This window comes from Pseudomonas sp. CFBP 13711 (assembly GCF_014842265.1).
Lineage (GTDB): Bacteria > Pseudomonadota > Gammaproteobacteria > Pseudomonadales > Pseudomonadaceae > Aquipseudomonas.
In genome coordinates, this window is record NZ_JACYVI010000042.1 from 1 (window position 1) to 483 (window position 483).

The 483-nt window shown below is 50.9% G+C and carries 1 protein-coding gene; it reads left to right on the forward strand.

The features are described 5' to 3' along the window. Window positions 1-208: 208 nt before the first annotated feature. The coding region (locus IFT47_RS28490) for an IS110 family transposase (protein ID WP_192176559.1) at window positions 209-483 on the forward strand (275 nt) is incomplete at its 3' end.

A 483-nucleotide genomic window follows, 5' to 3' on the forward strand; every position in this document is an offset into this window, starting at 1 on the left:
CTCGCTTGTATGGTTAGACTTGAAGGGGTGGTGGGACGAACAGTTCGCATCTGACTGCTGTAACAGTACAGACCGTGGGAGACCTCGCCCCACCCCTTCCACCAAAAGCGCCGATAAAGAATGCTTCGTTCAAGCGACGATAGAAACAAGCCTGCGCCTCTGGGTGAAACCCCTCCAAGCCGTAAAACCTTAACGTGGAGAAGTGTCCATGGCAATGCACGTTTCGAAGTCAATCGTGGGCATGGATGTCGCCAAAGTTGAACTCGTTATTTACGAGCCAGATCAGGATTTGCTCACCTCGATAACCAACGACAAGCCCGCCATAAAGCGCTGGCTAAAAACGTTGCCGAGGCCCACCGCGATTGCAGTTGAAGCAACAAATGTTTATCACATCGACCTGATCGAGCTGGCTTATGAGGCGGGTCTCGACGTTTACATCATTGATGGCTATCAGCTGAGTAATTACCGTAAAAGTGTTGGCGT